Origin of the sequence: Clostridium gallinarum (assembly GCF_014836325.1) — a bacterium.
GTDB lineage: Bacteria > Bacillota > Clostridia > Clostridiales > Clostridiaceae > Clostridium > Clostridium gallinarum.
Window position 1 is genome coordinate 58050 of record NZ_JACSQZ010000008.1, and the last position, 25570, is coordinate 83619.

The 25570-nt window shown below is 26.4% G+C and carries 43 protein-coding genes and 1 pseudogene; 7 read left to right on the top strand and 37 right to left on the bottom strand.

The window, feature by feature from the left end; genetic code table 11:
- Window positions 1-4 precede the first annotated feature (4 nt).
- The 29 genes from H9660_RS03535 to H9660_RS03675 form a co-directional block, all read right to left on the bottom strand.
- Entirely contained in the window at window positions 5-157 is a 153-nt protein-coding gene (locus H9660_RS03535) for a hypothetical protein (RefSeq protein WP_191748627.1), read from the bottom strand.
- 68 nt (window positions 158-225) lie between these two features.
- Window positions 226-564 (bottom strand): hypothetical protein, encoded by a 339-nt coding sequence (locus tag H9660_RS03540; RefSeq protein ID WP_191748629.1) that lies wholly within the window; start codon window positions 562-564, stop codon window positions 226-228.
- Between the two features lie 50 nt (window positions 565-614).
- Entirely contained in the window at window positions 615-1205 is a 591-nt protein-coding gene (locus tag H9660_RS03545; protein WP_191748631.1) for a hypothetical protein, read from the bottom strand.
- A 16-nt stretch (window positions 1206-1221) separates the two neighbouring features.
- Window positions 1222-1533 (bottom strand): hypothetical protein, encoded by a 312-nt coding sequence (locus H9660_RS03550; protein ID WP_191748633.1) that lies wholly within the window; start codon window positions 1531-1533, stop codon window positions 1222-1224.
- A gap of 8 nt (window positions 1534-1541) precedes the next feature.
- Entirely contained in the window at window positions 1542-1964 is a 423-nt protein-coding gene (locus H9660_RS03555; RefSeq protein WP_191748635.1) for an HK97 gp10 family phage protein, read from the bottom strand.
- Window positions 1965-2300 (bottom strand): phage head closure protein, encoded by a 336-nt coding sequence (locus tag H9660_RS03560; protein ID WP_191748637.1) that lies wholly within the window; start codon window positions 2298-2300, stop codon window positions 1965-1967. It abuts the gene before it with no gap.
- Complete coding sequence (locus tag H9660_RS03565; RefSeq protein ID WP_191748639.1) at window positions 2301-2576, bottom strand: head-tail connector protein; 276 nt, start codon at window positions 2574-2576, stop codon at window positions 2301-2303.
- Window positions 2577-2626: 50 nt separating this feature from the next.
- Entirely contained in the window at window positions 2627-3715 is a 1089-nt protein-coding gene (locus tag H9660_RS03570) for a phage major capsid protein (RefSeq protein ID WP_191748641.1), read from the bottom strand.
- A 46-nt stretch (window positions 3716-3761) separates the two neighbouring features.
- Window positions 3762-4373 carry an HK97 family phage prohead protease gene (locus H9660_RS03575; RefSeq protein ID WP_207729400.1) on the bottom strand — a complete coding sequence of 204 codons (612 nt, stop codon included), beginning with the start codon at window positions 4371-4373 and terminating at the stop codon, window positions 3762-3764.
- A gap of 4 nt (window positions 4374-4377) precedes the next feature.
- Window positions 4378-5577 carry a phage portal protein gene (locus H9660_RS03580; protein ID WP_191748645.1) on the bottom strand — a complete coding sequence of 400 codons (1200 nt, stop codon included), beginning with the start codon at window positions 5575-5577 and terminating at the stop codon, window positions 4378-4380.
- A gap of 11 nt (window positions 5578-5588) precedes the next feature.
- Window positions 5589-5747 (bottom strand): hypothetical protein, encoded by a 159-nt coding sequence (locus H9660_RS03585; protein WP_191748647.1) that lies wholly within the window; start codon window positions 5745-5747, stop codon window positions 5589-5591.
- Window positions 5748-5751: 4 nt separating this feature from the next.
- Window positions 5752-7449 (bottom strand): terminase TerL endonuclease subunit, encoded by a 1698-nt coding sequence (locus tag H9660_RS03590; RefSeq protein ID WP_191748712.1) that lies wholly within the window; start codon window positions 7447-7449, stop codon window positions 5752-5754.
- A gap of 4 nt (window positions 7450-7453) precedes the next feature.
- Window positions 7454-7924, bottom strand: a complete 471-nt coding sequence (locus H9660_RS03595; protein ID WP_191748649.1) for a phage terminase small subunit P27 family — start codon at window positions 7922-7924, stop codon at window positions 7454-7456.
- Between the two features lie 108 nt (window positions 7925-8032).
- On the bottom strand, window positions 8033-8446 hold the full coding sequence (locus H9660_RS03600; protein WP_191748651.1) for an HNH endonuclease: 414 nt from the start codon (window positions 8444-8446) through the stop codon (window positions 8033-8035).
- 45 nt (window positions 8447-8491) lie between these two features.
- Entirely contained in the window at window positions 8492-8794 is a 303-nt protein-coding gene (locus H9660_RS03605) for a 4-fold beta flower protein (RefSeq protein WP_191748653.1), read from the bottom strand.
- A 344-nt stretch (window positions 8795-9138) separates the two neighbouring features.
- The gene (locus H9660_RS03610; protein WP_191748656.1) at window positions 9139-9660 is read right to left on the bottom strand and encodes a hypothetical protein; all 522 of its coding nucleotides are present in this window, start codon (window positions 9658-9660) and stop codon (window positions 9139-9141) included.
- A gap of 1 nt (window position 9661) precedes the next feature.
- Complete coding sequence (locus H9660_RS03615; RefSeq protein WP_191748657.1) at window positions 9662-9880, bottom strand: hypothetical protein; 219 nt, start codon at window positions 9878-9880, stop codon at window positions 9662-9664.
- Between the two features lie 20 nt (window positions 9881-9900).
- Window positions 9901-10293: a hypothetical protein gene (locus tag H9660_RS03620; RefSeq protein WP_191748658.1), complete on the bottom strand. Its 393-nt coding sequence runs from the start codon at window positions 10291-10293 to the stop codon at window positions 9901-9903.
- A 48-nt stretch (window positions 10294-10341) separates the two neighbouring features.
- Window positions 10342-11508, bottom strand: a complete 1167-nt coding sequence (locus H9660_RS03625) for a ParB/RepB/Spo0J family partition protein (protein ID WP_191748659.1) — start codon at window positions 11506-11508, stop codon at window positions 10342-10344.
- 62 nt (window positions 11509-11570) lie between these two features.
- Window positions 11571-12329 (bottom strand): ParA family protein, encoded by a 759-nt coding sequence (locus H9660_RS03630; RefSeq protein ID WP_191748660.1) that lies wholly within the window; start codon window positions 12327-12329, stop codon window positions 11571-11573.
- A gap of 51 nt (window positions 12330-12380) precedes the next feature.
- Complete coding sequence (locus H9660_RS03635; protein WP_191748661.1) at window positions 12381-12587, bottom strand: hypothetical protein; 207 nt, start codon at window positions 12585-12587, stop codon at window positions 12381-12383.
- 24 nt (window positions 12588-12611) lie between these two features.
- Window positions 12612-12875, bottom strand: a complete 264-nt coding sequence (locus tag H9660_RS03640; protein WP_191748662.1) for a hypothetical protein — start codon at window positions 12873-12875, stop codon at window positions 12612-12614.
- A 15-nt stretch (window positions 12876-12890) separates the two neighbouring features.
- The gene (locus H9660_RS03645) at window positions 12891-13124 is read right to left on the bottom strand and encodes a hypothetical protein (RefSeq protein ID WP_191748663.1); all 234 of its coding nucleotides are present in this window, start codon (window positions 13122-13124) and stop codon (window positions 12891-12893) included.
- 21 nt (window positions 13125-13145) lie between these two features.
- A complete protein-coding gene (locus H9660_RS03650) occupies window positions 13146-13295 on the bottom strand; it encodes a hypothetical protein (protein ID WP_191748665.1) in 150 nt (49 codons plus the stop codon).
- 41 nt (window positions 13296-13336) lie between these two features.
- Window positions 13337-13852 carry a Holliday junction resolvase RecU gene (locus H9660_RS03655; RefSeq protein ID WP_191748667.1) on the bottom strand — a complete coding sequence of 172 codons (516 nt, stop codon included), beginning with the start codon at window positions 13850-13852 and terminating at the stop codon, window positions 13337-13339.
- Window positions 13853-13871: 19 nt separating this feature from the next.
- A complete protein-coding gene (locus tag H9660_RS03660; protein WP_191748669.1) occupies window positions 13872-14177 on the bottom strand; it encodes a hypothetical protein in 306 nt (101 codons plus the stop codon).
- A 15-nt stretch (window positions 14178-14192) separates the two neighbouring features.
- A complete protein-coding gene (locus H9660_RS03665; RefSeq protein WP_191748670.1) occupies window positions 14193-15041 on the bottom strand; it encodes a rolling circle replication-associated protein in 849 nt (282 codons plus the stop codon).
- A 371-nt stretch (window positions 15042-15412) separates the two neighbouring features.
- The gene (locus tag H9660_RS03670; RefSeq protein ID WP_191748672.1) at window positions 15413-15571 is read right to left on the bottom strand and encodes a DUF6906 family protein; all 159 of its coding nucleotides are present in this window, start codon (window positions 15569-15571) and stop codon (window positions 15413-15415) included.
- A 3-nt stretch (window positions 15572-15574) separates the two neighbouring features.
- Window positions 15575-15730, bottom strand: coding sequence for a hypothetical protein (locus H9660_RS03675; protein WP_191748674.1), 156 nt, complete (start codon window positions 15728-15730; stop codon window positions 15575-15577).
- Window positions 15731-15811: 81 nt separating this feature from the next.
- On the opposite strand from H9660_RS03675, the gene H9660_RS03680 reads away from it, so the two are divergent.
- Window positions 15812-16276, top strand: coding sequence for a hypothetical protein (locus H9660_RS03680; RefSeq protein WP_191748676.1), 465 nt, complete (start codon window positions 15812-15814; stop codon window positions 16274-16276).
- Here the strand turns inward: H9660_RS03680 and H9660_RS03685 are convergent.
- From H9660_RS03685 to H9660_RS03705, 5 genes are all read right to left on the bottom strand, one after another.
- Window positions 16273-16677 (bottom strand): hypothetical protein, encoded by a 405-nt coding sequence (locus H9660_RS03685; protein WP_191748678.1) that lies wholly within the window; start codon window positions 16675-16677, stop codon window positions 16273-16275. The genes H9660_RS03680 and H9660_RS03685 overlap by 4 nt on opposite strands.
- Window positions 16674-16826, bottom strand: a complete 153-nt coding sequence (locus tag H9660_RS03690) for a hypothetical protein (protein ID WP_191748715.1) — start codon at window positions 16824-16826, stop codon at window positions 16674-16676. Before H9660_RS03690 ends, H9660_RS03685 begins: the two co-directional genes overlap by 4 nt.
- An 18-nt stretch (window positions 16827-16844) precedes the next feature.
- Window positions 16845-17042, bottom strand: coding sequence for a hypothetical protein (locus tag H9660_RS03695; protein ID WP_191748680.1), 198 nt, complete (start codon window positions 17040-17042; stop codon window positions 16845-16847).
- A gap of 102 nt (window positions 17043-17144) precedes the next feature.
- Window positions 17145-17348 carry a hypothetical protein gene (locus tag H9660_RS03700; protein WP_191748682.1) on the bottom strand — a complete coding sequence of 68 codons (204 nt, stop codon included), beginning with the start codon at window positions 17346-17348 and terminating at the stop codon, window positions 17145-17147.
- Between the two features lie 58 nt (window positions 17349-17406).
- Window positions 17407-17619: a helix-turn-helix domain-containing protein gene (locus H9660_RS03705; RefSeq protein ID WP_341479568.1), complete on the bottom strand. Its 213-nt coding sequence runs from the start codon at window positions 17617-17619 to the stop codon at window positions 17407-17409.
- Window positions 17620-17797: 178 nt separating this feature from the next.
- Between H9660_RS03705 and H9660_RS03710 the strand changes: the two genes are divergently transcribed.
- From H9660_RS03710 to H9660_RS03735, 6 genes and pseudogenes are all read left to right on the top strand, one after another.
- Window positions 17798-18334: a helix-turn-helix domain-containing protein gene (locus H9660_RS03710; RefSeq protein WP_191748687.1), complete on the top strand. Its 537-nt coding sequence runs from the start codon at window positions 17798-17800 to the stop codon at window positions 18332-18334.
- A gap of 11 nt (window positions 18335-18345) precedes the next feature.
- On the top strand, window positions 18346-18813 hold the full coding sequence (locus H9660_RS03715) for an ImmA/IrrE family metallo-endopeptidase (RefSeq protein WP_341479567.1): 468 nt from the start codon (window positions 18346-18348) through the stop codon (window positions 18811-18813).
- A gap of 52 nt (window positions 18814-18865) precedes the next feature.
- Window positions 18866-20398 carry a recombinase family protein gene (locus tag H9660_RS03720; protein WP_191748691.1) on the top strand — a complete coding sequence of 511 codons (1533 nt, stop codon included), beginning with the start codon at window positions 18866-18868 and terminating at the stop codon, window positions 20396-20398.
- Between the two features lie 22 nt (window positions 20399-20420).
- Window positions 20421-20804: pseudogene (locus tag H9660_RS03725) on the top strand (manganese catalase family protein); the annotation flags it as partial.
- Between the two features lie 160 nt (window positions 20805-20964).
- Window positions 20965-21342 carry a CidA/LrgA family protein gene (locus H9660_RS03730; RefSeq protein WP_191748695.1) on the top strand — a complete coding sequence of 126 codons (378 nt, stop codon included), beginning with the start codon at window positions 20965-20967 and terminating at the stop codon, window positions 21340-21342.
- A complete protein-coding gene (locus tag H9660_RS03735; RefSeq protein WP_191748697.1) occupies window positions 21342-22046 on the top strand; it encodes an LrgB family protein in 705 nt (234 codons plus the stop codon). Before H9660_RS03730 ends, H9660_RS03735 begins: the two co-directional genes overlap by 1 nt.
- A gap of 68 nt (window positions 22047-22114) precedes the next feature.
- Here H9660_RS03735 and H9660_RS03740 read toward each other — a convergent pair whose 3' ends face one another.
- The 3 genes from H9660_RS03740 to H9660_RS03750 all read right to left on the bottom strand — a co-directional run.
- Complete coding sequence (locus H9660_RS03740; protein WP_191748699.1) at window positions 22115-24070, bottom strand: DNA topoisomerase; 1956 nt, start codon at window positions 24068-24070, stop codon at window positions 22115-22117.
- A gap of 69 nt (window positions 24071-24139) precedes the next feature.
- Entirely contained in the window at window positions 24140-24634 is a 495-nt protein-coding gene (locus tag H9660_RS03745; RefSeq protein ID WP_191748701.1) for a TspO/MBR family protein, read from the bottom strand.
- 61 nt (window positions 24635-24695) lie between these two features.
- On the bottom strand, window positions 24696-25570 hold an 875-nt coding region (locus H9660_RS03750; RefSeq protein WP_191748703.1), incomplete at its 5' end, for a sensor histidine kinase.

Genomic DNA, 25570 nt, shown 5'->3' on the forward strand with positions numbered 1-25570 from the left:
CTTTCTAATCTAGTACCATAAGTTTCTTTTCTTCTTTTTCATAGCCTTTATTATTAGATTTATATTTCTTTTCAACTTGTTTATTAGCTTCAACATATATATCTAGCTGTTTAAAAATAAACCTTAGACTAGATTCAAATATTTCTTCATTACTCATTTTTAGTAAAGATCTACCCATATAAAGAATATTATCTATATCTATATAATTATCATCTTTACCATTTCCTACTTTTTTTCAGTTTCATTTTTAGCCTGTGGCATATCTTTATTTAATAATTCCATTATTATTGGTTGCAATTCTTTAATTATTTCAACTTCATCAAAATCTTTAAAGAATTTATAACCTAATATTCTTCCTGTTTTCTTCTCTGATACCATGCTATAAATTAATTTTAATATTATATTTAAATCACCTTTTTTCATTTTATCTAAAGCTTTTTGTAATCCAATTTTAGAGCTTTCTTGAAAGTGATTTATATTTTTTATAGCCAATGAAATTACACATTCAGTTCCATTTATATTTACTTCAACTTCTTTTCTATTAGCTAGATTAATAATTTCCATATTTACACCTCTTTTTATAAAAATAAGGAGCAGAATAACCACTCCTTTAATTAAGCTGCTATAGGTTCTCCCGGCATAACTACCTTACTGAAGAACTCTTTAAATTCTTTTTGATATTTTGTTTTTTCTTCTAGATCTTCTATTGCTTCAATTTCTTTTTGGTCTAGTATAGTATCCACATATAGCACACCATCAATTTCTACCGGCAACGCTTTACCAGATAATGTCCAAGTTTCTCCTTCTGAATCAGTTTCATTTGATTGCTCATCTTTTTTAAGATTACAATTATATAAAACTCTTCTTCTTTCTGTTCCATCATCTAGTACTATTGAATATGCTAAAGCGAATTGAGGAAATACAGTTTCAACTATAGTACTTGCTTTACCATTTTTATATTGCATTCCAGTTAAATCTGCTAAAAGTTTATATCCCATAGCTGAACTCATAACAACCTCCACATCAGCATAATCTAATTTAGCTGATGAATGTTCAATAGTGCAATCAGATTCATATGAAATATCCTTATAACTATTAGTAGTTTTTAAGGATACACAATTCTTCATTGGAATAGCTGTCCCATAAGTATTGCCTTCATCCATTTTGAATGCTGTAAGGTTTTTAACACCTGTTTCTCTTGCCATTATTATCACCTTCCATTTATATATTTTTACTAGCAGTTATTGAAATTTGAATATAATTTTCTTTAGTTGTAGTTGATTGATTTACAGTTACATTTCTAAAAAGATTATTTATTAAAACTTCTTCAAACTTCTCAACTGTAATATTTATATTTTTATTTATTATTAAAATAAAATAGAAGTCATAACTAGCTGACTCCTTTTCCATATCACTCATATTTAATTCTTTTTTATAATTATAAACTACTACTGGAGCTTCTCCCTCTTCTCTACTTACATAATAAAAAGGAATTCCTAACTCACTTTCTAATTTATTTATTACTTCAATCATATAATCACCTATTTTAGGATTTTATCTATTTCTTTACTAGCTATATCTATAATCTTTTCTGATGCTTTTTCTTTACATTTTTTAAATGAATCATTCATCCATCCTATATGAACATCTACCATTTCTCCAGATTTATAATGTTCAAATCCATAATGATTAAAATAAAGCCCTTTTGTGAACTCCCAATTATCTTTTGAAATGCCAATTCTACCAACTACAGTACCACTTTTAGCATATTTCTTAATTTCTGCTATATCAAGCTTATCTGCTCCATGGTCATCATCACCACTTCTTGGAGCGTCTCTCTTTTGAGCTTCTAGAACTATTTTCGCACCTTCTTCTACTGCTTTTTTACCTATTTTATTACCTATATTGCCTAAATTGTTTAAATCATTGATAAGTTCATCAAATCCATTAAATTCTAATGACATTTAATTCACCTTCTTAGCTTTTATTTCATAATACTTATTGGCTTCTTGAACATTATTTATATAGATAATATCATAAGCTTCATTTTTATAGATTAACCTATCTTTAGAAGTTATATTTTTATAGTTGAATCTAATATAAAAAGTAGCTTCAATTTCACTATTGGTACCATAGGATTCAATATATTCACTCCCTCTAGTCCATAAAATCTTAGCTCTAGCACTACATAATTTATTCCATTGTTCAACTAATCTATTATCTTTATCTTTAACTTTTTGATAGCGTTCTATAATTATTGGATATTTAAATTCTCCTATACTTATATTGAATTCTGACATTTAATCACCTATCAAACTTAATTTATCTAATATAGATGTAACCATTATATCTCTTTTAGTAGAATTTGATATTTCAGTTCCTCTATTTTCAAACATATCAGCTATTAACTTTTTTTGAAGTAAATTTGCCAGCTTTATAGCCTTTTCATCATTTTTATATGCACTTCCTACACAAGAATCTATATAATTTTCACTAACTTCTATTAAGTTACTTAAAAGCTCATCATCTTCTTCATATTCAATTCTTAAATAGGCCTTTATTTCTTCTAAGGTCATATAATCACCCTTTCTATTTAAATAGGAAAAGGGAAATAATCCCTAACCTATTAAGCTAATTCTATTTTCTTTATAGATCTAGTTGAGCCTTTTACAACATCAATTCTTTCTAGAATTCTTAATTTTATTGTATCATCTTTAAATCCAGCTTCTGTGCTTTTTGCTATTGTAACACCCTTTCTTTCTATAAATTTAACAGCCTCTTTCATACTTAAAGAGTAAAATATTTTTGTTTTACCTGGTGTTGCTGAAACTAAAGAACTATCAAAAGTTTCAATAAGTTTCCCATTGAAATATTCCTTTCCATCTGGACCTACAGTAATTAAATTCAGATTTCTTCCTTGCTTATCTTTCATATTTTTTAAATGAGCATATCCTTCTACATTGCATAAAGTAATTAAATTCTTCTTTACAGATGGTAAAGCCTTAGCCATTACATCTTCTAATGCTGTATAATCTGCTGGTTCTTCAACAGAAGTGGCATTAGTATTTATAATTGCCATAATCTTTTTATTTTCTTTCGCTACAGTAATCTCTGTAAAGTTAGTTTTTGCTATTGATTCTATTTCAACTTCTGCATCATCAACTAACTCAGAAGAAAGTGATTGAATTAAACCAACTTTAGAACATTTATAAGTTAAATCTGTAGTAACTAAAGTTCCATCTACTATATCTTCACCTTCTGCTACATCTGCTAATTCATTTTGGTCATAATCAACTACTGGAATAGACCCTTCGTTTTTAGTAACAGGAATTACATCGCATAGTTCTTTAAGTGATCCATATCCCTTTTTAATTTCTTGTAATTGATTTACAAATTGTTTAGGTAATACTGCTGCATTATCAGAAGTCTTTATTGTAGCTCTTTCTTCTTGAGTTAATTCTGCCCCCATTACACTCTTAACTATAGCTCTCATTTCATTTATATTTTCTTTTGAATTTCTATTTCCTAAATTTCTTTGCTCTTCTAAATCTCTTTTTTCCTCTTCTTCTATTTCTTCAGCAATTTTAACTTTTCTCTCAAGATTTCTTATTTCAGCAGTTATGTCCTCTGCTTCTTTTAATTTATCTTCCTTTAACATTTGTCTTGCTTCTGCCTTTTTATCGGCAATTAATCTTCTTAACTCTTTTACCTTCATTTCTTCACCATTCCTTATATTTTTTTATAAAAAAAGAACCTATTATTTAAATAAGTTCCAATTCTAATCTTAATTTTTCTTTTTTTAATTCAAGTAAACTATTATAATTTTCTTTTGCTCTTTTATAAGTTGTACAACTTGTACTTTCATAAGCTGGATTAGTAACAATAGATACATCAAATATTTCTTTAATTTTATTTATTGTTCTTAAATCATATCCCCTATTTCCATTATCCCAATCCCATGTTTGAGAGTCTGAATCAGAATAATCTAGTGCAAATGCAAAGCTACACTTATCTATTATTCCAGCCTCCATATTCGAAATTAAATCTCTTGCATACGAAGTATCTGTTGGTACTGCATCAAAAAATAGTCCTTTTTCATCTATAGTTAATGTCAATGCTCCAATACCATCAACTTTGTTATTTCTTGCTAATGGTTTATTCATATCATGATTGATATTAAGTACTACATTATCCATTTTACAATTATCTAAAGCACCTTTTCTTATTATTTCTCTAAAATATCCTAGATCCTCACTCAAACTATCAAAAGTTAATGCATATCCTTGTAGATGAGTTTTTTTATTATCACCCTCTCCAATATTCCTAATTTCAAAAGAAGTAGTAATTTTCATTATTTCTTTACTCAATTTCATCACCTCATTTCTTATCATTAACCCCTTTTTGCCAAGTAGCATTACCATTAATAAGATTATCAAGAGTAATTTGTCCACTTGGTAAAGTTACTGTATCTCCACCTTCAACTAAAGGAACTCCAAGTATTCTTTTACAATCATTAATTGTATAAATACCATCTTTAACATATCTATCTAATATAACACTTTGTTTTTCAGGGCTTGTTCTAAGCATCGCGTTAACATTAAACCTTATCTTATATCCTTTCTTTCTTTCAGTTTCAGTTAATAACTTCCAATCCATTTCTTGCTCCAATGCAGTTATAATTGGAATAATAGCATTACTTAAAAATGCTATGGTTTCTTCTTCTGATAAAGATCCTTTTTCTATTAAAGAATATGGAACTCCAATAGCACTTGTTATATCCTTCTTTCCAATTATCTTTAATTCTGCAAATTGACTATCTGCTAAAGAAAGATTCATAGCTGATACATTATATCCAGCTGGTACAGTAAATACTCTTCCATTATTTGAATACATCTTATCAAATTTATCTTGTACTTTTTTAAGCTCCTTATCATCTTTTATATCTGATGTTAATTGAACTACTATTTTATTAGTTAATCCATTTGAAAATAATTGTGATTGATATTTCTGTGCTTTTATATTTGTATCAATACTATCTTTTATATAAGATTTTGTAGTTCTAAAATTTATTCCATTAATAGAATTATCTCTTAATATAATAATATCTTTTTCAAAACAACTACCACTTATATCGCCACATATAAAATCAACTAATACTTTATTTTCCTTAGTTGATTTTATGAGCCCAGCATTATCAACTGTAAAATTAGTTATTCTAACTGGATAAAGTCCACTTACCAAACCTTTTTTATCATGATCTATATATAATCCAGCACTTCCATAATGTTTATTCATAGCAACAAGAGCTTTTATACATTCAAAAGCATTCATCGAATCATTAGGTCTTAATCTTAACTTCTCATATAAATAAAAATTTTCTGCATCTATATCGCCCTTATCAGTTTTTATTTTTGTTATTATAGGTAACTTTGCTATATTTTCTGCATAAAGATTTATACATTTTGAATATGTGCTATCATTTCCTGTAAAGTCTTCATCTTCTCCTTTTATCCACTTAGTCCAATCAAAAGGATTTTCACCTGTTAAACTTCGCCTTTCAAATAACTTTTCAAACATTTTCTCACCTCCTATCTATATCTAGATATAACTATTGCTATCCCAAGCAAAACTAAAGATAGCAAATATAATCCAATATAAATATTAAGTGATAATGTTGTTAATGTAAGAATAATTAGTGAAACACTAACTAAAATATCTACTATATTCTTTTCAATCCATTTTTTCATCTAATTACCCCCAATTCATTCTATCTAATACATCTATCGCATTATAACCACCATCTGGTAATACATACTCAGTATATGCATTCACCAAAACAACAACCATATCTATACGTTGCTTATTTTTATTTTCTTTTATAAGCATTTCATCATCAGACTTACCTTTAGTTGTGCTAGCATTAGACATATTCCAATCTAACAATTCATTCTCAACATATCTAACTTCATAATCATAGACTCTTTTTCTGAACTCTTTTGTTGCTGGACTTAGATTACTATATGTTTGCTTTAACATTACAACATCATAATCTTCTGATAATCGCTCAACTAATTCTTTAGCATTCATAGGATCTGTTACAATACACCCTATTTCACATTCATATTTCTCTTCTATACTTCTTATATACTCTTCAACTTTTGTATAATTAACAGTCATTCCTTTATGAATATCGCAATATCCCAACTTTGAATAATTTCTATAATTTATATGCTTTTCTCTTCTTTTTGGTAAACTATCTTCTGGTAAGAACCCATGAGATTTACAATAAATTATATCTCCATCTTTAAATTCAATTCCTACTGCTGTTAAATCAGTTGTTACAGACATATCAAGACCTAAAGTTACTGTCTTCCCTTTAATTTTTTTTCTAAATTCCTTATCACTTATCTTACATTTCTTCCAGTATTCAATGTCTAGATACTTATTTAACTCATTTGTTTGTAAGAATATATTTAAATTTTTAGTTAAAAATTCTTCTTGTTCACTTGTTTTTATTTTAGCCATTTCTCTATCTTCTTTTATTTCGTTATAATTTTCTTCTATTCTAAGAGGATTAGCTTTATAAAGTCCTTCATCTGTCCAAGCCTCTTCTAAAGTAGCATAATAAAGTAGAGCAAATAGCCTTTTATTATCTACTGTTCCATTAAGAACAGCTCTATCATACTCTAACTCTTCAAGCATAACAGAATCACTTTCAGCATAGGCAGTAGTTAATTTTAACATTAAAGGATTTTTAACACTTAATTGTCCTTTTCTCATAGCTTGTATGTTATCATTACTCGTGAAAGCTCCAACTTCATCACAAACAACTGCCGCAGGTCTTATAGCATTATTTTTATTAGCTTTTGATGTTCTTGGATAATAAAAACTATTTGTAATTAAACATTTAATAACACCTATTTCACTTTCTGATACAAAAAAATGTTTTTTTATAGCTGGACTTGCACTTATTATTTGTGCCATAGCTTTTCTTATTTCCTTAGCCAAATCCCTATCTAAACATATAGAGTAAAACTCACTATAATCTTGTTCTGTAAGCATTAATAATAAAAATACTATTGCAGCAATAAATGTTTTAGCATTTTTTCTAGGAATAAATAAAACTACATCTCTATATCTAAACTTATTTCTATCATCTTTATATCTCCAACCAAAAATTGCACATATAAAAAAGGCTTGAAAATTTTCTAAGCCTTCTAAAACTTGTTTTCCTGCAATAAACCCAGTAGCATAATTAAATAATTTTAATAAATTATTTATCTTTTTCAGTTTCTTTTCACTAAAGAAAAATTCAAATTCTTCTTCATATTGCCTAAAATAATAATCATTAAGAAAAATCTCACATTGTTGTTTAACTTCCTTTGTTGTTAATTCTTTTTCTAAGAGAACATCTTCACAGTATTGTAAAGCCTTGGATAACAATAATATAGACTTAATCTTCATCATCCTCATCATCCCTTAAAGCTTTTTTCAATGGATCTTCTTCTTCATCTTTAGCTTTCAATGCTAAACTTCCTATTTTAGCTCTCGCTTGAGGACTTAAACTTAATTCATTACAACATCTAAATAAATCCTTAGTATATTTATCTTTACTACTCATTAAACTTTTATCCCATAACATATTTATGTTTTCATTTATTTTCTTTTCTATTTCTGTCAATCTAGAAATAGCTATGCTACAAGTTGCTAACACATAAATATCTAGATTACTTAATATCCCACTTGCCTTTAGCTCATCAACTATATATTTAAATATTTTCTTTTGCTCTTTGTTTAAATGTTTAGGAGGTTTAATTTTATCAGCTAAACCTTTTAATTTCTCTTCTTGATTTTTTCTAGCTTCAATTTCTTCTTTAGTATTATGTCTAGATTGAGTTTCAATTGGTTTACAAGGTCTTGCCATAAAATTCCTCCTTCCATTAAAAAATTTCATTTTGGGAATTTTATATAACTGGTTGGGGCCAAAGGCTTTCTTAGCTTTATATAGAAATTTCAAGTACTCCCCCGGTATCTATAAATATTCCTTTTCGTATATATTTTTTATTTTATATAATTCTTTTTTATCATTTTTAGTATAATTTTTATGCAATTTATTATGACAACCATGACATAATGTTAAAAGATTATCCTCTTCTAATCTCTTAGAGAAATCTTCCTTAAGTTCTATTATATGATGTACTACATCTGCAAGAGTTTCTATTTTATATTTAATTAAACAGTATAAGCACAATCCATTATATTTTATCCTTATATACTTACTCATCCTCTTCCAATAAGGGCTATCGTAGAACTTACTATACTCAATATTTTCTTTATTGTATCTTACTTTATTATTGTATTTTTTTATTCTGTCTTTAGCACATTTGCATTTATTGCCTTGTAATATCTTTTTACCACATGATCCACATCTTCTATATATACTCATAAATCTCCCTTAAATAAAAAGAACCCTTTAATTAGGGTTCTAATATTATTCAAAACTTTCATAACTAGGAAATTCTTCATATCCTGCATACATTACATAACCAACATAATTAGTATATGTACCACAATATGTTCCTCTACAATTAGGTGCAATTGGTCCTCTGTAATTCTTTTTAGATATACAAGTAATTAATCTATCATTATTCATTACTTCTCCTATATAAATACCTCTATTGTCATAAATATTATTCCTATCTATTTTACCAACACATTTTCCTGTTTTCGTAAACAAAAGATCTTTCGATATATATCCAAAAAACTGCCCTTTCCAAGTCCAAACATACTTCATTCTCTCACCCCCTTTACTTACAATTTTACAATCTTATGTAAATAATGTAAAGCACCTAACATTTCTGCTAAGTGCTTTCATGGTATAAAAGGGTATTGAGAATTTATGAGAGGTTATATGGTCAGTAACCTATTGGAGATAGTAGGAATCGAACCTATACTATTTCTAGTAGCCTTGAATTTCTTTATCCCCATGTTACACCTGGATTTTGCCAGGTGTTTTTCTTTTAAGAAAATTAATTTAAACCAATATTTTTTTGAAAAACTATATTTACAATTATCTTACTCTATCATTTTAATATATTAAATTTACTATTTAAATACCAAGTTTTTACGCTTTTTTTACTATTCTAATTTTATGCTATCTATTCCAAATAAATATACTCCCAGTTCATTAGTTAATTCATTTATCCATCTTCTTGGAGTATTAACTCCACAATTTAGTATTTCTGAAATTTCTTCATATGTTTTTTCTTTTATAAAGTAATTTTCTAAAGCTAAATACTTCTCTATAGTACCTTTATTCTTATGTTTACTTTTTAACGCGAATAAAGCTGCATCTATATGAGCTATCATTATTATACTTTTACTCTTACTTTTTTTTATGCTTTCTATAAATAATTCATCCGTATTCATATATAAATCATCTATTTCATTTTTAAGTTCTTCAAAATCTCCTCTTGAAGATTCTAATTCTTTTACATCTGATATTCCTCTTCTAACATGCTCTTTTAAATCATTATAATGTTTCATTAAAAGTTTAGTATTATGAAATGCATTCCTCTTACCTTGAATTTTCTTTTCTTTATCATACTCTTTTATAGCTACTTTTACTGCTTCTTGGATGGTTGTTTCTATATCTATCATCTTATTCACCTTCTTCTAATTCTTTTACAAATCTATCGTAATGATCTAATATCTCTTTATGTTTATTTAGGCTTATTTTTAATTTATTGCATAAACTTTTGCAATAATAATCTTTATCTAAAACTCCTCTTCTTCCTCCATTTGTATATATCCTTTTGAAAGTTAACTTACATTCTTCATATGTTAGCTTAAATATATATTTATATTTCTCTTTTTTCATTATTTATAACTTTCCCACTTTTATTGTCCAATTTTATAAACTTCTCTTATTTCTTGAATCTTCTTATTAAATAACTCTATTTCTTTCTTTTCGTACTCTTCTATATCTTCTAAACTATTAAATATAACCTCTCCAGCAACAACCTTGTTTCCTTCTTTTATGTAATTCCCAAACTCACCTTCTATCTCAAGCTTTTTTATTTTTAGTTTACTCATTATTTTCACCTTCTTATCTTCTTTATTTTCTGAAATACATGTCTTTGTATTCATAAAATCTTTTTTCCATTTGTAATAATATAACTCAGCAGTTTTATTACTTATATTAAATATTTTCATAATATTTTTTAATAATTCTTCTTTTTCTTTATGTGAATTTATATTTAAATAAGAGTTTATTTCATCTATTTTTCTCATAGAACTCCTCCTAACATATTTGACTAACTCTAAATCTTTTTCTCATTCTTAATGCGCTATTAAAATAACTTTGTTATATATTTCTATTAAATCGAAATGATCTACAGCTTTTATTTCTATTCCTTCTGAATTTAGTATTATTTTAATATCTCCTTCATTAACAGAATTAGATATAAAATCAATATATAAGTCATTATTTTTATATTTGCTTGTTAATTCATCATACTCTTGAACTAAGTCTAAAGTTTCGTATCTTACTCTATCACTCAAATTTGCATTTTCTAATTCAATAAATATTCTATTTCTAAATTTTGATATAGTTTTCTCTTCTACTATTTCGCCAGTTTCTTTATTTACTTTTACTGTAGTTACAACATTACATTTATCATCTTTTATTATTATTTCATCTTCATTATTAACTTTTAAATCTTCCTTACTTATATCTAAAGCCTCTTCTAATGTAACTTGTCCTTCTAAAACTTCTATTTCTTCTTTTTCCTCTTCTGCTTCTGCTTTTTTCTTTATACCTTTTATAGTAATATTGCTATTATTTTCTTTATTATCTTCGTATATCTCTTTTTGCTTTTCTTTATCTAATTTTGAAATTTCATAAGCTGATGAAAAATTAACTTTATCTTCTTTTAACTCCTCTTTAAATTCTTCTATTAAGTTCTTTGATATACTTTCCATTCTTGCTATTTGTGTAGCTGATACATTAAGTATATTTGCAACAATATCTCTTACTCTTCCTGGTATCTTTTCTCTCTTTTTATACTCTATTAATAATTCTTTAAGTTTACTTGCTTGATGTATCTTCTCCCAATCACTAAGCTCTCTAGTTGTTGAATTTGTTATTATAAGTCTTAATTCATTTTTTATATTGTCATCTTCCTCAACTTTACAAGGAATAGATTTAAAGTTTTGATTTCCTTCTTCATATAGCATTTTCATGGCCATATATCTTCTATGTCCTGCTATTATTTCATATTTCCCATTCTCTAACTTATTTACAACTAAATTTTGTTGTAAACCTAAAAGCTCTATACTATCTTTTAATTCTTTTATTCCACCCTCTTCTATAGAATAAAAGTTATTTCTTGAAGGAACTAAATCATCTATATTAATTTGAATTGTTTTAAACTTAGATATGCTTTCTACCTTATCTTGTGTTGCTCTTGAATTATTATTTAATAAATCCATCATATTAAATGCCATGTGCTTTCCCCTCTCAGCTTTTTTAATATAAATAGTTGTGTCCGAATCGGACACATTTCTATTTACTCTTTACTTAAATATTCTTCTACTAATGCTCTATAATCTTTAGCAGCTCCACATCTTTTGCTATATTCTAATATAGGAGCATTAGCAAATGTACTTTCATCTGCCTTTACTGTTCTTCTAATATGTGTATTAAACATCTTGTACTCATTATTTGCATTTAATACTTCTTCACCTTGTATATTCACATCATTTTTCCCATACATTGTTACAAAGCACCCTTTAAGATTTAAATTTGGATTACTTACTTTAGCATTTTCTATCTGTCTTATAAGTTCCTTCATCCCATCAAATGCAAATTGGTCTATTTTTATTGGTATTAATACATCATCTGATGCAACTAGTCCATTTATTACACTTGCATTAACATCTGGTGGATTATCTATAATACAATAATCATAATATTCTTCTACTTCATCTAAATGTTTTTTTAATCTAAATTGTTGAGGTGTAGATACATCTAGCATAACTTTAAAGTTAGCTTCTATTAAATCCATATTAGCTGGTATTAAATCTAAATTTTCATAATCTGTATTTACTATTACTTCATCTATAGAACATCTATCAGTAATAAGATCTGCTATACTATATTCTTCAACATTATGCTTATTAAATAATTTTGTTGTATTCCCTTGCTTGTCCAAATCTATTATTAAAACTCTCTTCTTATGTACTGTAGCTAATATATGAGCTATATTTATAGCTGACATTGTTTTAGCTACTCCACCTTTAAAATTGATAATTGATATTTTCTTCATAGTTTCTCTTCTCCTTGGCTTAAATTTAATTTATTTTTTGTATTTAAATTTCTATATTGCTATTGATTTAATAGTTGAATATCTTATACAAATAAATAGATCTCCACTCATTATTTTAAGAAAATGGTTTCCATATCTGCATAATTCCTTTTCTAGTGATACTTTAATAACCCTTTCATCATTCAGCTCAACATCTACATATGGAAAGCCATCATTTTTATATTCTTCTATTAATTCTTTTGCTTTTTCTTTATCCATTAATCTTCCACCTCTAATCAAAAACTATCTTTCAGTTGCTAATTTATATGTTGTCCAAGCTTTTACTAGCTTTGAATACACTTCTTCAGCAACTTCTGTTTCTTCAATTTGAATATTCCTTGGTGGAATATTATTGTTAGTAGCAATTATGACTTCTTTTCTTCCATTAAGGTCTCTTAAACTAACTTCTGATACTACTTTTAAATCTATAACAGTTTCTACTCTTTCATTTCCACAAAAACTAAACTTGAACTGATAAAACCTTTGAGGTCCTATTAAATCTATCATTATTTCCCCTCCTAATTATTTATAAAATCCTACTACTGTTAATCTTTCACTTAATGCTGGATAACTCATAAGACCATGCTCATTTTTTAATCTTGCATTTATTTTCCCTTCATCTCCTATAAATAAATCCATTACTATATATTTGTACTTATCATCTTTATCAAAGATAATTACTGCTCCTGGTACTATTTCTTTTTTAATTACCTTTTTCATTTGATTTATAACAGATTCTTTTAAACCTACTTCCATAGTGTTTACCTCTCGATAATCTTAAATTAGACTCAATTGTTCTCCATCCTCTAAATCTCTATATGTTTTACAATAACCATATCCATCTACTCCCTCATTGCAACTATCACAAATTTTGCAATTATTAGGACAACCATAGCAACAACAAAACTTACATCCTTCGTATGTCATAGATCTAATACCTCCAATTATTTCTTGCTAATATTAAATTTCTACTTTACTAAAATTTTAAGATAATCTAAATTAGCATTTTCTCCATAGAAAACTTCCTTCATATCTAGATAAGGAATATAGTTATACCCTCTTCTTCCTTTGTTTTTTTGCCATCTATCCCAATATTCTATTACTATTGCTCCTGGAATAAAAAATACTTTATTTAACTTTTTCATTGAGCATAATATAAAACTTGTTTCTCCAATTTCTAAAGCTGTTCTTATATACTCTATTTGATGTTCCTGGATATGTTTAAGTGGTAATCCCTTTTCATCTTCACTTTCTTTACAATCAAAAGATATACTTAATCCACCCTTTACAGTTCCTCTAAAATCTAATGTGCTTTTAGCTTGTGGAAATGCTGATATAATTTGTTTTCCTCTTCTTACTACATTCCAAGGAGTACTTATCTTTTGTATTAAAGCTTGTCCCTTATTTTTATAATATGTATTAGCTCTTATTACTTCTTCTTCAAAAGCTCTTCCCTTATTAGCCATATCAAAATTTTTAGGCATTATCTATTCCTCCTATCTTTTAATATCTAATTAATTTTTTATCTTCTTTAACAGTTAAAAATATATGTTTACTCTCTATGTGGACATATTCCATGGCTTTCATCTTGCTTCTTAAATATTCTTTTAAATCTGATTTAGTGTATTTACCTAAATCCTTTTTGTCAGCTTTACTAACATATAATCTAATTTCATTAAGCCTATCATACATTCCTAATGCTAATTGACTTAATTTAAATGCTACTTCTGGATTTTCAGTTGAAGTCATCTTTTTATATTCTTCTAATATATTTCTACATATTTTTATATCTGGTTCTATATTTATCAAATTTCAATCACCTCTTTACCGTTTTCTCATTTTCGTTCGAATATATACTCCTGGATACTCTTCTGATTTATAAACTTGACAATTTATAAATAAAAGGTCTTTATATTTATTTTCAAAAAACTCTTTATGTAAATTTATATTTGCTGCAAAGTTCTCAGCTTTTCTATTACTTAAACTTGTTCTGCTCTTTGTTATTTTAGGTTTATTTAAATTTCTAGAACGGCCATACTTAGTTTTACTTTGTCTTGCCATATATGTTGCTAATCCTTCAAAACCTACTTCATCTGGTTGCAATCTCTCTACTGTTTTTCTTCCTAATGTCCAATTCTTTCTTACTACATCCATATCCATTCCACTCATAACTAAATGATGATGTATTCTTGTTCTTTTAGTCTTATCTGGATCATCTACATAATCTATTACAAAGATATATTTAAACTCTTTGTCTTTCATATTCTTTTTCCACCATGTTCTAATTCTATCTAAGAAATTTCTCATATCTTTTTTAGCTCTATCTAATGTAGGTGCTTTCCCTTTATATGTTAGAGTTATATATAAGTCCTCTTCTGTAAAATTAGTATTCATTAATCTAGTCATTTCTTTAGCTTTATTATTAATATTTAATTTTTTCATCTTCTCACTAGTTTCTTTTTTCTTAGCTCCCCTTGGACTATTACTCTTACATTTCCATAATGGGTATATTTCTTTTTCTACATATTTTCCACTAGTTATTGTCTTAACCATATATACATAGTTTTTATTTGTTCTTAGATCTTCATAATCTTCTAAGTTTTTTATTTGCTTTATATATACTTCTTCATAGTCATAATCTTCTAGTATCTTATTTATCCTATTTCTATTCATATCTAATCCTCTTTTTATCTAACTTTATAATAAAAAATACGTAGCTTTTTATTACCCAATACAAGAGCCTTAAAACTCAAAATTTGAGCTAAAAAAATAAAAAAATAATAAGGAATTTGACATATCCTTCCTTAGATATTAGAATAGAAATATAGAATAACTTCGGTTCTATTCTAATAATTTTTCCAAAACACATTACAAGTACGGTCCAATGTAGATGTAATGTGTTTTTTATTTTTCCTTATAATTACATATAAATAAGCTTGTATTTTTATCCATATACTTACAGTTTAAGCAACACTTATTACATACTGTAAATCCCTTCTTACAATGCACTATAGAACTGCTTGTACTATTGCAGTTATCACAAATCATTTTATTCTTTCTACAGTTATAATCTGCTCTGTTGGAATATGTAATAATTTAAATTCCTGTGTTGGTGCTGCTATTATCATATATTCTCTAGAATCATATCCTAGCTTTAATAATTCTTTCCTTTGTGCTAATGTTGGCTTTTTAGGATTTTTCACTATTTAAGCTCCTTTCTTATATTCCTCATATTTTAATTTTTGAATTTCATTTACTTCTCTATCTAATCTTTGACTTAACATTCTAGTTACTATATCTTCTAATCCCCAAAGATCTATTGCTTCATTAAGCATTTCTCTAATTCTTATAAACTCGCTCACTTCTCTCTTCCCTTCTTTTGATTTATTCCTACTATATATGGTAAAATTATGTTGAATTTTACCATGAAAGGAGGTGCTCTTATGCTATTAAACCTAAAACAAGTCCAAGCTTTAGATTTAATTTTAAACATTTTAAATTCTCGCTATTCATATAGTAGTAATCCATTAAAGCTAGTAGTTAAAATTAATGATTCTTTATGGAAAGGAAACTTTGTTAACTTTAGCTCTGATGACTATTATTTACATCAAGAATATATAAATTCATTTGGGTTTATCGCTAATGAAAGTCTTGAATTTGAAGATGTTATTACCCAGCTATCTAATTTAAAACTAAATAAATATAAAAACATAAAACCTTCAACCTTGCATTTACTTCTAATTGATTTAGTTAATATTATTAAAGATTTAGATACATCAAATATAAAATTGAATTTGAATTCTATTTTATATAATGCTGTTAACTTAGAGGGTAGTATTTCTTTACCTTTTATTCTTCTTGATGATAATTCTAAATTTGAAGTGATTTCTATTGTTGAATCTGACTAAAGGTGTGTATACTCACTCATAACCTTTAAAGATCTATACACATATTCAAGAGTTGCATATGCATCAACATATGTTAACTCTTTTTCTTTTAACATTTTTATAATTATATTACCTATCTCTATTACTTCTTCTTCTAAAAATTCTTTTTCTACTTTTGAATAAACATTCTTTTGAAATTTAATTAAATATTTTTGCATTTCCTTGTCTTTTTCTTCTTTAAACGGCATTTGTAAAGTAACTTTTTCTAATTCATTAACTGCATACTCTAAAGCTTGTATATCTTTATCAAATATTGGGTCATAATCTCCTACACAAAAAGTTTTTCTATCTACTATTAAATCCTTTAATTGCTTAATAGCTCCTTCTCTATTAATTCCAATAGATTTTTCTTTATCCATCATTCCTTACCCCTTTCTTTAAGAGTAACTACTATAAAGTTTTTATAAACTTTAATATCATATTTTTCAGACTTCATATATTTCTTAGTTATCCTAATCTTTTCTTTGAAATTTTTATAGGGTATTGCTAGTCCTACTAATTCACCTATCATAATTTCACTACCTATAAATTAGATATAAACAAAAACTATTTCATCCAATGCTTTCTTAATAAGATCTTGTAAAACTGATAGATTGTAAAATCTAATTCCATGCTTTTCTTCTAAAATACTAGCTACTTTAAAAATTTCTACTGCTTTATTTTCTTCAATTAAACTTTCTACTGTTTTTGATACTGCTTGTCTAACATTTAATGGTACTTGTTTCATTTATTATTCTCTCCTTAACTTTGATTATGTAATTTATTTCTATAGGCTCTTTAGCCCATTTATCTTTAAAGTAAAATCTTTTTTTATATAATTTGTTTTAATTTACATCATTAGCTCATTATTTTTCTTTTCTTCTGCTAATAATCTATTTAACTCTTGTGTTTCTTCTCTTGTATAAAAACACTCTGGTCTACCCCTAAATAATTCATTGCATACGTCATAACATCTTCTAATATCCTCTTCTTTTGGAGTAGTTTCTCTAACTATTATTGTTGTATTTCCTATTTTAAAAGTTTGTCCTTTCATTAAATTCACACCTCCTAAGTTATCCTATGCAAATATTTATAGATAAGTTCTTATTGCGCTATGCAATATTTGAAGTAAAAAAATATTCACCAAAGTTATTTGTATCTATTTTTAATATATCTGCTAGTTGATCTGCTTCTTTTAAATACATAGGCCTTATATTATTTAACTTTTGACTCATAGTCGGTGTAGCTATATTCAAAGCCTTCGCTAAATCTTTTTGCGTAAATCCAAATTCTATCATTCTTGCTTTTATTTTTGTTGTATTCACCAAAATAATCACCTCTTTCTTTTTTGCGCTATGCAATTTTATATTTTCATATTACTATCTATTTTTCTTAAAGTCAATAGCGTAACGCAAGTTTTTTTATTTATTTCTTGCTTTCTTATTGCAGTATGCAAATAATTGTTATATAATGTATTTATAAGATTGAAGGAAGGTATTTCAAATGGATAATAAAAAAATTGGAAATAGAATAAAAAGTAGAAGAAAAGAATTAAATTTAACTCTTAAACAAATTGCTGATATTGTTGGAGTTGCTAGCTCTACAATTCAAAGATATGAAAATGGGACTATAAGCCAACTTAAACTTCCTGTATTAGAATCTATTGCAAAAGCTTTAGATATAAATCCAACTTGGCTTGTTAGAGATGATGCTCCTATGATTTTAAATCACTTAAATAAATCAGAAAATATAAAAAAACAAAATTCTTTAGAATTAATTTTATTAGATAGTTTTAATAAACTAAATAAAGAAGGTAAAAATGAAGCCATTAAAAGAGTTGAAGAACTTACTTACATTAGTAAATATATAGAAGAAAATACTAATGTTATTGAACTTCCTAAAAGAGAAAAACAAGTTTGGGAAGAACCTGGTAAAGAACATTTAATGCCTATAGCTTCTCATGATAGAAATGGAGAATTTACTGAGGAAGAATACCAACATGATGATGATCTAATGGACGATGAAGATTTTTGGAAATAACTAATTAAAGGGTGATAAATTTGACTTATGATGAATTATTAATAGAAGCTGATAGGCTTGGAGTAATTGTTAAAGAAGCCAATTTAAAAACACGAGATGGTCATTGTAAAGGAAATAAAATAGCTATTCATAAAAGTTTATCTAATTATGAAAAATCTTGTGTCCTTGCCGAAGAGCTTGGCCACTACTTCTATACCGTAGGAGATATAAGAAATCAAAGAAATATTAATAATAGAAAACAAGAAATGATAGCTCGTAGATGGGGATATAATAAAAAAATTGGACTTATTGGTCTTATAAGAGCATTTGAACATGGATGTAAAAATAAATATGAAATTGCTGAATTTTTAAATGTTACTATTGAATATTTAAATGAAGCTCTTGAATATTATACAAGTAAATATGGAATTATGTACAGGGTTGATGATTATCTTATTTACTTCTCCCCTAACCTTTGGATAGGTAAAGCTTTTAACTAAGAGTTATGAATTTCATAGCTCTTTAATAATATTAAAATGAGGTGTTGAAATTATGGATACTGATATATTTGCAATATATCTTAGAAAGTCAAGAAAAGACTTAGAAAATCAAGATTTTGATGTTTTAAAAAGACATCGTAAAATTTTATTAGACTTTGCTAAATCTAAAAAAATTACTATACACGAAGAAGATATATATGAAGAAGTTGTTTCTGGAGAAACTATTCAAGATAGACCTGTCATACAAAATTTATTGAGAAAAATTGAATCTGGTTATTATAAAGCTGTTCTAGTTATGGAGATAGAAAGACTAGCTAGAGGTAATACCATAGACCAAGGTGTTATAGCTCAAGCTTTTCAATTAACAAATACTCTTATAATTACTCCAAACAAAACATATGATACTAATAATGAATATGATAATGAATTTTTAGAATTTGGACTTTTTATGTCTAGACGTGAATATAAAGCTATTAGTCGCCGTATTCAAACTGGAAGAATTCAATCTTGTAAGGAAGGTAATTATGTAGGATCTGTTACCCCTTATGGTTATGATAAAGAAAAACTTAAAGGTGAAAAAGGATATAAACTAATACCTAATGATGAAGCTACTAATGTTAAATTGATTTTTGAACTATTTCTAGATGGCCTTGGTACATCTAATCTATCTTATAAATTAAATGAATTAAAAATTAAATCTAGAACAGGTAAACAATGGACTCCTGCTATGGTTAGAAATATTTTAATTAATAAAGTTTATATAGGTATTTTAACTTGGGGCCGAAGAGCTAATGTAAAGAAATTAGATAATAATATGATAAGTAAAACAAGACCTATAAATAATGACTATATTGAAAGTAAAGGAAAGCATGAAGCAATTATTGATGAATTAACTTTTTATAGAACTCAAGAGCTACTTAAAGCCAATTCCTCTAAAAAAGTTCATAAAGATAAATCTCTTCAAAATCCTCTTGCTGGAATAGTTGTTTGTAAGAAATGTGGCACAAATATGATAAGACGTCCACTAAAAAATATTCCTGATACTCTACTTTGTAAAAATCATTATTGTGATAATGTTTCAAGTTATATATATTTAGTTGAAAAGAGATTGTTAGATTCATTAAGAAATATATTAAATAAGTATTATCATTATCTTGAAAATTATGAAGAAGAACATATTAAGCATAAAAAAAATTATGATTCTCAAATAAAGAAATTGGATAAAGAAATTGAAAAACTAAAAAAACAACATATAAAGGCTTGTGAATTATTAGAAACTGGTGTTTATTCATTAGAACTTTTTAGAGATAGATCTTCTTCCCTAAATGAACAAATTGAAGGAATTAATAAACAAAAAGAAGAATTGATAAAATTAAATGAAAATAATAAAGTTGATAAAATAATTCAAGCTATTCCTAAAATAGAAAATTGCTTAAAGACTTATGATACTCTTAATGTAGAAGAAAAAAATAAGCTTCTTAAAACAATTATAAATAAAGCTTATTATCTTAAAGATGAAGCAGGAAGCAGATGGAACAAGGATGCACAAGATAAATTCATCCTTGAATTAGAGCTATTGCTTTAACATACATCTTAAATGTTCAATAGAACTCGCTCATGTAGAAATAATGGCTACAATGGTTCATCAAATAATGGATAATGCTTCAATTGATGAAATTAAAGTTGCTGGATTAGATGGTCATTATGTAGATCATGGGAAAGGATTATATTATAATGATGCTACTGGAAACCCATGGACTGCAACTTATATTCAATGTAAAGGTGATGTAATTGCAGATTTAACTGAAGATATGGCTGCTGAACAAAAAGCTAGAGCTACTTATGAATGGTTAATAAACTTAACTGATGATGTTGAAATTAAAAATATTTTATCTTTTTTAAGAGAAAGAGAAGTTGTTCATTTCCAAAGATTTGGTGAAGCATTAGTAGATGTTCAAGATAATACTAAATTAACTGATTTTTGTAAATAATTTATAAATAGAATAACATAGTATCAACTCATCATTTGGTAGAGTTAATGCTATGTTTTTTTATTATTTTCATAATCTTATTGTGTAAGAATTTATAATCCATTTACATATTATTTTATTAGTGATAAATTAATAGTTGATAGTTAAGGAGGTTATACTAATGAAAATTTTTAGAGAATCTATTATTATCTTTGGAATTTACTTAATAGGAGAACTTATTTCAAAATCTTTTTCGCTCCCTCTTCCTGGAAACATAATTGGTCTAATAATTTTATTAATTTTATTATGTACTAAAGTAATTAAAGTTGAAAAAATAGAAAATGTTTCCAACTTCTTTTTAGATCATTTAGCATTTTTCTTTATCCCTGCTGGTGTAGGATTATTATCTTCTTTTGATACAATAAAAAATAATCTAGTATCAATTTTAATATTATGCTTAATAACCACAGCAATTGTTATTGTATCTACTGGTATAATAGTTCAATATATAATAGGTATACAAGAAAAAAAAACTAAGAAAGGATATGAAAAAAAATAATGGATATTCTATCACAAAATACTTTATTCGGAATAATTATCTCACTTATAACATTTGAAATAGGATTACTTATTTATAAAAAAACTAAATTTCCACTTTTTAATCCTCTTCTAATTGCGATAATATTAGTTATTAGTATATTGCTAATTTTTGATATAGATATAGATACATATAATAAAGGCGGAGAATTTATAAATATGTTCCTTGGTCCTGCTACTATTGTTTTAGCTGTACCATTATATAAACAGCTACAATTATTAAAGAAATATTTATTCCCTATACTTATTGGTATTTTAATAGGAAGCTCAATTGGTATTTCTTCAGTTATTTTACTAGCTAATATATTTGGTATGGAAGAAATAGTAACATTGTCATTATTATCAAAATCTGTTACAACACCAATAGGTATAGAAATTACTAATCAGCTTGGGGGTATTACTCCTATTACTGTTTTAGCTATAGTTATTTCCGGAATTTTCGGAGCTGTTATTGGACCAGTTTTATTTAAAATATTTAAAATAAGTAATAAAGTAGCTATAGGTATATCCCTTGGAACAGCATCTCATGCAGTAGGTACTACAAAAGCTTTAGAATTTGGAGAAACTGAGGGAGCCATGAGTTCATTAGCTATAGGTATAACAGGAATTATGACAGTTTTTCTAGCACCTGTCTGCTATAACTTATTATCATTGATACTAAAATAATAATTATACTAATAATTTTATTAAATTATAATTCCAAATAAAAAAAGCTAACCAAAAGTTAGCTTTTTTTATTCCTGATTTTTTATTTTTAATAATTTTGTATTTAATAATCCTATATTAGAAGTTTTTAATACTCTAAAAGTATTCTTTTTAGTATAAGCTTCTAGCTTAGTCATAAATTCTTCTGGTTTAATTTCTTTATCATTTACAAGCTTTAATCCCTTTTCCCAAGATGCTGTCAATGCTGGATTTAACAACGAAGGTATTGATACATTGATAGCTTCATATATCATTTCACCTAAGTTAGTTGGCGTTATAATTTGTGTCTTTTTATTTGCTTGCATATACTCTATATTTATAAGTTTTTTTAATATTTCTGCCCTTGTTGCAGAAGTTCCAATTCCAGCTCCTTTAATATGCTCTCTTAGTTCTTCATCTTCTATAAGCTTCCCTGCATTTTCCATAGCTATTATCATAGAACCAGTAGTATATCTTTTAGGTGGAGATGTTTCCCCTTCCTTTATTTCTAGTTCATTTATAGTAACTTTAGTTCCTTTCCTTAAGCTATCTGGAAATGAATCTTCGCTTTCTTCTTTATCATTACCAAGAACTATTAAGTAGCCTTTATCTATACATATCTTTTTATTTATAATAAAATTTTCTTTACCTATTAAAATTGTAATAGTCATTTTGCTATATTGAGCTGGTGGATAAAATATGGATAAAAATCTTCTTAAAATTACAAAGTAAACTTGCTTATCTAAACTAGGTAATTTCAATAAAGTATCTTTTCCTTCGCCTGTTGGTATAATAGCATAGTGATCTGTAATCTTACTATCATCAACATATTTACTCTTTAATATTCCCTTAGAATAATCCTTTTCTATAATTTCATTAGTTATATTAGCTAAATCTTCTCCTATAGGCATATTTCTAAGCTTTATTAAATTCCCATTTACTCCTTTTGCAACAGCTGTAGATAATACTCTAGCATCTGTTCTTGGGTATGTCACCATCTTTTTCTCATAAAGGTTCTGTACTATCTTTAATGTTTCATCAGGACTAATTTTAAATCTCTTTGTGCATTCATTTTGAAGTTCAGCCAAATTGTATAAAAGAGGTGGATTTTTCTTTTCTTTAGTTTTTTTAACTTCCTTTATAGTTCCACTACCTATATCCCTAAGTTTAGTAATTAAAGCTTCGGCATCATCTTTTTTATTGAACCCAACTTCATTATATAACTTAGGAGATTCAAAATATTCTGAGCCATCTATAGCTTTCCAATCAGCCATAATTTCAGCTTTATCATTTTCTTTAGAAAAATTTCCTATTATCTTATAAAAAGATTTCTTTTTAAATTCCCTTATTTCTCTTTCTCTTTCTACAACCATTCCTAAAACACATGTCATAACTCTTCCTACAGCTACCACAACATTTTTATCTTTTTTTAATGCATTTGCTAAAGTTTTTCCATATAATAATGTTAAAAGCCTTGAAAAATTAATACCAAATATATAGTCTTCTTTAGCTCTTAAATAAGCTGAGTGAGCTAAAGAATCATATTCCTCTAATGGCCTAGCTTCTTTTATTCCTCTTTTAATTTCCTCTTCAGTTTGAGAATCTATCCAAACTCTTTTCTTTATCTTATTAGGATTTCCAGCCATATCGTCTACTAATCTATATATATACTCTCCCTCTCTACCGGAGTCTGTGCAAACATATATGGTATCTACATCGTCTCTATTCATTAAACTACTTACAATATTGAATTGCCCTGAAGCAGAAGGTATAACTTCGTATTTATACTCATTTGGTAAAAAAGGTAAGTCTCTTAAATTCCAAAATTTTAATTTTTCATCATAAACTTCTGGATAACTCATAGTTACCATATGCCCAACGCACCAAGTAAATATGCTCTTTTCACCCTCTATATATCCATTGTTTCTTTTTCCCTTTACATTTAGTAACTTAACAAATTCCATAGCTACCGAAGGTTTTTCTGCAATAAATAAAGTTTTTCCCATAGAAACTTCCTTTCTAATAAAAATAAACCTTCATATGAAGGTCTATTTTTTATTATACTATATATTTTTTTACATTTCATTAAAAACCCATATAAAGAAATTCAAAAATCCAGCATATAATAACCAAATTATATATGGAATAAGTAATATTCCAGAAATCTTATCAATTTTTATAAATTTAATAAATGTTATTATTACAAAAATCAACAATAGTATTATCCATAAAAATGATATTCCATATAATCTAAAAGTAAAGAAAATAAAACTCCACATAAAGTTTAATATTAATTGAATTATATAAAAGAAATATGCTCCATTATCCTCAACATTAGATTTATTTTTAATATAAATTCTATATGCTGCAATTCCCATCAAAATATATAAAACTGTCCATACTATAGGAAAAACTATATCTGGTGGAGCAAATACTGGTTTTTTAAGCTCTCTATATACATCCATTGAATTTCTATTAATATATCCTACTAATAATCCTCCAAATAAAGGAATAATTATATTTACTATTAAAGGAATAATTTTTATATTTCTTTCAACTTTATTCTTCATTTAAGTCACCTCTATATAATATTATATAATTATATATGTTTTTTTTAATAAAGTTATGTTATTAAAAGTAAATATCCGAAAATTCAATATCTATTTTTTGATTAAGATTATTAATCTCTACATCATTATTTTCAATTGCTTCAATATTTTTAAATTCTTTATTATATGGTAGAATTATTTTGAATATATTTCCAAAACTTTTACCTGCATCAATACTAATATCTCCTTTATGTAATTCAACTAATCCCTTGGTTAAGTATAATCCTAGTCCACTCCCTTCAGAGGGTCTATTTAAAGCATTATTTATTCTAGTAAATTTGTCAAATATATATTTTCTCTTATCTTCTGGGATAGCCTCAGCGTCATTAATGACTTCAATTACTATACTTTCATTATTATATATTTTAGTTGTAACATAAATATTTCCATTATCTTTTCCATACTTCAGTGAATTTGATAATATGTTAAGCATTATTCTTTCTATATGACTTTTATCACAAAGTAAGTATATTTCTTCATATTCTGGATCATAAGTTAATTTAGTATTTTTAAGTTTCATATAAAAGTTGCAAGCTGTAACTATATTTTCAATTAATTCTATAATATTATAAACTCTGCAATTCATTTCCAAATATCCTTCTGAAAGCTTATTACTATCAATAAAATTGTTTATTGTACGTATAAGTCTTAAGCAATTTTGCCTTATTACATTATTATTTTTATTTATTTTTTTTATTTGATTATTTTCTAAATAAATATCATTTAATTGCAGAGCTGAATAAACTACATTTATTGGAGTTCTTAATTCATGAGAAATATTTAAATAAAATTCCTCTTTTATATTTTCTTCTTCTATTTTCTTTTCTATTTTTATTATTTCTTCTCTTTGATTTACTATTTTGCTAATATCATTAAATACTAATATTTTTCTATTTT